Annotated in this window: 5 protein-coding genes and 1 pseudogene; all 6 read left to right on the top strand. The window is 41.9% G+C overall.

The window, feature by feature from the left end; genetic code table 11:
* Positions 1-13 precede the first annotated feature (13 nt).
* A pseudogene (locus C4K46_RS04940) lies at positions 14-1,024 on the top strand (dihydrolipoamide acetyltransferase); the annotation flags it as partial.
* Between the two features lie 55 nt (positions 1,025-1,079).
* Positions 1,080-2,834, top strand: a complete 1,755-nt coding sequence (gene lpdA / locus C4K46_RS04945; protein WP_209627766.1) for a dihydrolipoyl dehydrogenase — start codon at positions 1,080-1,082, stop codon at positions 2,832-2,834.
* Between the two features lie 171 nt (positions 2,835-3,005).
* Positions 3,006-3,995 (top strand): lipoate--protein ligase, encoded by a 990-nt coding sequence (locus C4K46_RS04950; protein WP_209627767.1) that lies wholly within the window; start codon positions 3,006-3,008, stop codon positions 3,993-3,995.
* Positions 3,996-4,097: 102 nt separating this feature from the next.
* Positions 4,098-4,469 carry a hypothetical protein gene (locus C4K46_RS04955; protein ID WP_209627768.1) on the top strand — a complete coding sequence of 124 codons (372 nt, stop codon included), beginning with the start codon at positions 4,098-4,100 and terminating at the stop codon, positions 4,467-4,469.
* Positions 4,462-5,229 carry a DUF4931 domain-containing protein gene (locus tag C4K46_RS04960; protein ID WP_209627769.1) on the top strand — a complete coding sequence of 256 codons (768 nt, stop codon included), beginning with the start codon at positions 4,462-4,464 and terminating at the stop codon, positions 5,227-5,229. Before C4K46_RS04955 ends, C4K46_RS04960 begins: the two co-directional genes overlap by 8 nt.
* Positions 5,230-5,793: 564 nt before the next feature.
* On the top strand, positions 5,794-6,489 hold the full coding sequence (locus tag C4K46_RS04965) for a polyphosphate polymerase domain-containing protein (RefSeq protein ID WP_209627770.1): 696 nt from the start codon (positions 5,794-5,796) through the stop codon (positions 6,487-6,489).
* Positions 6,490-6,570: the final 81 nt, after the last annotated feature.

Consider the following 6,570-nt stretch of genomic DNA (forward strand, 5'->3'; position numbering starts at 1 on the left):
CATGACTGATGATAAGTTAAGAGCGACTCCAGCGGCTCGTAAGCTAGCAGATAGCTTGGGAATTGAACTTTCTAGCGTGACTGGTAGCGGAGCCAAAGGACGCATTCATAAAGATGATGTAGAAAATTATAAGGCGACAAATACAGTGAAAATTACTCCATTAGCTAAGAAAATAGCAGAAGACTTAGGGGTTGACTTGGCCCTAGTGACTGGTTCAGGCGTGAATGGTAAAATCAAAAAACGGGATGTTCTTGCTTTATTGGAAGAGGAAAAACCAGCAGCTCCAGTAGCTGAGCCTGCACCAGTGGCAGAAGAAGATACAAACCTTGAAAAAATCCCAATGTCTCCAATGCGTAAGGTGATTGCCCAGCGCATGACCGAAAGTTACCTCAAGGCGCCAGTATTTGCCTTGAATTATGAAGTCGATATGACCAATCTAATCGCACTTCGGAAGCAAGTTCTGGATCCAATCATGGATAAAACGGGTAACAAGGTAACCTTTACCGACTTGATTGGGCTAGCGGTCGTTCGTAATCTCATGAAACCAGAGCATAAATTTATCAATTCCAGCCTCAATCCAGAGGGAACAGAAATCACGGTTCACAAATATGTCAACCTAGGAATTGCTGTTGGGCTTGATGAGGGACTCTTGGTACCTGTTGTTAAGGATGCTGACAAGATGAGTTTGTCAGAGTTTGTCACTGAATCAAAAAGCTTGATTAAGGCAACCCAGGCAGGTAAGTTGAAACCGGATCAAATGTCTGGTTCAACCTTCTCTATCTCTAACTTGGGAATGTTTGGAATTGACTCCTTCAATCCAATCATCAACCAACCAAACTCAGCCATTCTCGGTGTGGCAGCAACTCATCAAAAACCAGTGGTTGTTGACGGGGAAATCGTTATTCGTCCGATTATGAAGTTGACCTTGACCATTGACCACCGTGTGGTCGACGGAATGAATGGGGCTAAATTCATGGTTGATTTGAAGCACACTTTGGAAAACCCAATGGAATTGTTGATTTAATAGTCTAAAAACTATAGAATAATAAGTAAAGAAGAAAATAAACAGAGGAGAAATCATGGCATTAGAAGTTATTATGCCCAAAGCTGGTGTTGATATGACCGAAGGTCAAATCGTCCAATGGAATAAAAAAGTAGGAGATTTTGTCAAAGAGGGCGAAATTCTCCTGGAAATTATGACAGATAAGGTCAGCATGGAGCTTGAAGCTGAAGAAGACGGCTACTTGATTGCGATTTTAAAAGGCGACGGAGAGACCGTTCCTGTTACAGAGGTTATCGGTTACCTTGGTGAAGAAGGCGAGCAGGTCGATACCTCAGCAGCAGCTAATCAGCCGGTTGTAGCGGCCGACGGTCAATCAGTATCTGCTCCTGAAGCGCCATCACAAGAGGCCATCGCTGAAGTGGCGGCTAAGAAAGAGCCACTCGCAGATGATGAATACGATTTTGTAGTTGTCGGTGGTGGACCTGCTGGTTATTATGCCGCTATTCGTGGTGCCCAGCTCGGTGGTAAAATCGCCATTGTTGAGAAAACAGAATTTGGTGGAACTTGCTTGAATAAGGGTTGCATTCCAACCAAAACCTATCTTAAAAATGCGGAAATTCTTGATAGTCTAAAAATTGCTGCTGGACGTGGCATCAACCTAGCCTCAACTAATTACAGCATCGACATGGATAAGACAGTTGACTTCAAGAACAGCGTTGTGAAAACCCTGACTGGTGGAGTTCGTGGTCTCCTTAAAGCCAATAAAGTTGAGGTTATCAATGGATTTGGTCAAGTAAATCCAGACAAGACAGTTGTCATCGGTGACCGGGTGATTAAGGGACGGAAGATTATCCTTGCGACCGGTTCAAAGGTTTCTCGAATCAATATTCCAGGAATTGAATCTTCACTTGTTTTAACATCTGACGACATTCTTGACTTGCGTGAAATCCCTAAATCACTAGCCGTTATTGGTGGTGGTGTTGTCGGAGTTGAGCTTGGTTTGGTTTATGCCTCTTACGGTACAGAAGTTACAGTTATTGAAATGGCTGACCGAATTATCCCTGCTATGGATAAGGAAGTCTCCCTAGAATTGCAACGCATTTTAGCTAAGAAACACGGTATGAAGTTCTTGACTTCAACTTCTCTGCAAGAAATCGTTGAAAATGGCAACCAGTTGACCTTGAAGCTTGCTGACGGTCAAGAAGTTGTAGCTGAGAAAGCCCTGCTTTCAATCGGACGTGTTCCGCAACTGGATGGTCTTGAAAAACTGGAACTTGAAATGGATCGGGGTCGCATTAAGGTGGACGCTTATCAAGAAACTTCTGTACCAGGTATTTACGCACCAGGTGATGTCAATGGTACTAAAATGTTAGCTCATGCTGCTTATCGGATGGGAGAAATCGCTGCTGAAAATGCTCTACAGGGCAATCATCGCGAAGCGCATCTCGAATTTACGCCAGCTGCTGTTTATACCCACCCAGAAGTAGCCATGGTTGGTTTGACAGAAGAGCAAGCTCGCGAGCAATACGGTGAGATTTTGGTTGGTAAGAATAGCTTTACTGGAAATGGTCGGGCTATTGCATCAAATGAAGCAGAAGGATTTGTCAAGGTTATCTCTGAGCCTAAATATCACGAAATCCTAGGGGTGCACATCATTGGACCGGCAGCAGCTGAAATTATCAACGAAGCGGCTACCATTCTGAAAATGGAATTAACGGTGGATGAAGTTGCTCAGTCTATCCATGGCCACCCAACCTTCTCTGAAGTCTTTTATGAAGCTATTTTAGATACCGTTGGAGAGGCTATTCACAATCCGCCAAAACGGAAATAAGATTAGCAAGTAAAATGAGATGAGTTTACATAAACAAATATATGTAAACTCTTTTTTCAAGGCTCTATCATACCTGTAAGAACTCTGGCTTTCGCTCAGAAAAAGTTAGAAAAGCTCAAAAGGGCCATTTGTGGATTATCGGTCTGCAAGAAGAAAGAATTGGAGATTAAAATGAAGTACATTATCAATAATAGCAATGAAACTGCCTATAATATTGCTCTTGAGGAGTTTGCTTTCAAGCAACTCCTCGATGAGGATATGATTTTCCTTCTTTGGATTAACAAACCATCCATTATCGTTGGTCGCCATCAAAACACCATCCAGGAAATTAACCGAGACTTTGTGCGGGAAAACGGCATCGAAGTCGTTAGGCGGATTTCTGGTGGGGGTGCGGTTTATCACGATTATAATAACCTCAACTATACCATTATCTCACGTGAGAATGAAGACAAGGCCTTCGACTTCAAGAGTTTCTCAACTCCTGTGATTAAAACCCTGGAAGAACTAGGAGTTAAGGCTAAATTTACAGGCCGTAATGACTTGGAAATTGATGGTAAAAAATTCTGCGGTAATGCCCAAGCCTATATCAATGGTCGCATCATGCACCATGGTTGCCTGCTCTTTGATGTTGACTTGTCTGTCCTTTCAAAAGCCCTCAAGGTGTCTAAGGACAAGATTGAGTCTAAGGGGGTCAAGTCGGTTCGGGCTCGAGTGACCAATATCGTTGATGAATTGCCAGAGAAAATCACAGTTGAAGAGTTTCGTGACCTCCTGCTTGATTACATGAAAAAGGAATATCCTGAGATGACCGAGTATGTCCTTTCTGAAGAGGAAATTGCTCAAATCAAGGAGAATCAGGCCAAGAAATTTGGTAACTGGGATTGGAACTATGGAAAATCGCCAGACTACAACATCAAGCGGGGGACTAAATTTCCAAGCGGTAAGGTTGAAATCTACGCCAACGTTGTTAACTCTAAGATTGAAGGCATCAAGATTTATGGTGACTTCTTTGGAATTGAAGATGTAGCAGCGGTAGAAGATGTACTGCGTGGTCAGAAGTATGAGCGCGAAGATGTGCTATCGGCCCTGGCCTCACTAGATATCAGTCGCTACTTTGCAGGTATCAGTAAGGAAGAAATCGCTGAGGCCATTGTCGGCTAAGCAAAAGAATAGTAAAAGCTCCTCAGTCTCTTTTCGACTTGGGGAGTTTTTCATTCTATGTTATAATAATAGTCAAAGAAGGCTAGATGCAAAGGAGGAGCTATGCTGGATCAAGAAGGTCAAAGAAAACTAAGAAAATTTCGGCGCAATAAGAAAATCCTGGACCAATATAAGGATCATGTGAAAGAATTAGAAAGAATCTCTCAAGAGTCAAAGCTCCGCCAGCAACAGGTCCATGGTTTTGTTGTGGCCTTTCGTGATGCCTTTATCGATGAGGCCAGACGCAGAGGCGATAAAGAGTTTGAGCAAAACTTAAATAATATGGTTAAAATGAGTCAGGAAACGGCCCTCTTAAACCAAGAAAACGATGAAACTTTGGAATCAACCAAGTACTACTTTGACGAAGAAGAACAATATCTAAATTATCAAATCAGCAAGTTAGAGGCTGAAGAAGCAGAAGAGGACCATGACTAAAAAAGATAGAAACCTAATTTTTAATCCCTATATCGCTAAGGAAAAGCCCAGCAACCAAGATGCTTGTCCCTTTTGTGTCAAGGATAATTTGGGGAAGATTTTAGATGAGAGAGGTAGCTTCCTCTGGTTGGAAAATAAGTATCCTACCTTAGAAAACGCCTATCAGACCCTGATTATTGAGAGTCCCGAGCATCTGGGAGATGTCTCCAACTATCAAGATGATTATGTCGTCTCCTTATTTGACTATAGTATTGCTAAGTGGCAGGAGTTAAAGGAGCAGGGAGACTATAAAAGTGTTTGCCTCTTTAAAAATTTCGGCCCCTTATCAGGCGGCAGCCTCCGTCACCCCCACATGCAAATTGTTGGTCTGGACGCGATTGATGCCCAGGCCAAGCTGGAAGACCTCTACTTTGAGGGCTTGGTGGTTGTGCCTCAAAGTCAGGATTCGGCTGAGTTTAATATCTCCTTGAATCCGATTATGGGGTATTCCGAATTTAATGTCCGTGCTCCCAAGGAGCGAATTGATCTCTTGGCTCTGATGACCAAGCGGGTCACTCTTTTTTTGCTAAGGGACTATTTCCAAGGGCGCTGCCAGTCCTACAATCTTTTCTTTTATGAACAAGAGGACCAATATATCTGTAAGGTAATCCCTCGCTTTATCGCCTCGCCTTATTTTCTGGGGTATCTCATTCCCCAATGCCACCAACTAGAGCGCTTAGAGGAAGTCAAAAGCGAATTTTTAGCTAGTCAGAAGCGCTAGGGAACTTACTAGAAGAAAAAAGAAAGAATTATTTATTAAGATTTGCAAATCGATGAATATAGGCTGCTGTGTTTAGATTAAAATAAAAGTAAGAAGGAGACTAGATGAAAGCTCCTAGTTTTTTAAATGAATGAGCAATAAGTAGAAGGTCTGCTAGCTTTTAGGCTTGGACCTTCGTTTTTTCAAGCTCCAAATGAAGCTAAATAGCTAGTAGGAGAGTGGGATTACGAACGATTCCTGAACAGGAAGTCTTCTATCCCCCTCCTTTTTCTTTGGGAAAATTACTAGATAGGTCAAAAAATTATAAAAATCAAGGGGAAACAAAATGAAAAATTTTGCATATTTCTTCCATATTTTGTATATGTTTCTTGTAAAGAAATTAAAAGTGACCTTGACAAGGGGCCTGGATTGGTCTACAATAAAGTTAATTTAAAACTAGTTTTCATATAAGCATTTTTAGACAGTTAAAATATATGCGTCTTATTTTGCGTAAAAACCACTTTTTATCTTGCTTATTTCATTTCAAAAACTTAAGAAATACCTATAAAGTAAAGGAGTCTTGGTATGAAGGAAGTCCTGCGACAGGAGAAAAAATACTTAATTACCATTGAAGATTACTATCGATTATCACAATTTTTTGAAAAAATCATCCACTTAGATTCACATAGTTCGGGGGACGGTTATCATATCCGTTCTCTTTACTTTGATTCTCTAGAGGATGTAGACTGGCAAGAAAAAGAAGACGGGGTTGAATTGAGGCGGAAAATTCGCCTCAGAAACTATGGCAGTGGCAGCAATTTTGCCAAATTAGAGATGAAGCAAAAGCAAGGGGCCAACCAAAAAAAGAGGTCCCTCAAAATGTCCAAAGAGGACGCCAGGACCCTGATTAGGGGCGACACCTCGGTCTTGCTTAGCTATCCGGACGACTTTGCCAGCGAATGCTATATCCGCATGATGGAGCAGTGCTATCGACCCAAGACGGTGATTGAATACCAGCGCAAGGCCTTTGTTGCCAAGGAAAATAACATTCGGATTACTTTTGATCATCATATCGTCGGGACAGAAGCCTCCTATGATATTTTTTCAGAGGATTTGATCCAAAATTATCTCTTGGATCCTGGCTTAGTAGTTCTCGAAGTCAAGTATAACGGCTTTTTGCTCTCCTACATCAAGGACATGCTGGATACCATCAACGGTAGCGAACTGAGTGCTAGCAAGTACTGTATGGGACGGGCCGTTAGTAAACATTATCGATTTTAAAAGGGATAAATTGCAAGAAAAAGTGCAACTTTTATTCAACCTCATCTAAAAGTGCCTCTAAAGCTGTTTTGTAGCCAAGAC

It is taken from the genome of Streptococcus oricebi, assembly GCF_017883985.1.
Lineage (GTDB): Bacteria > Bacillota > Bacilli > Lactobacillales > Streptococcaceae > Streptococcus > Streptococcus oricebi.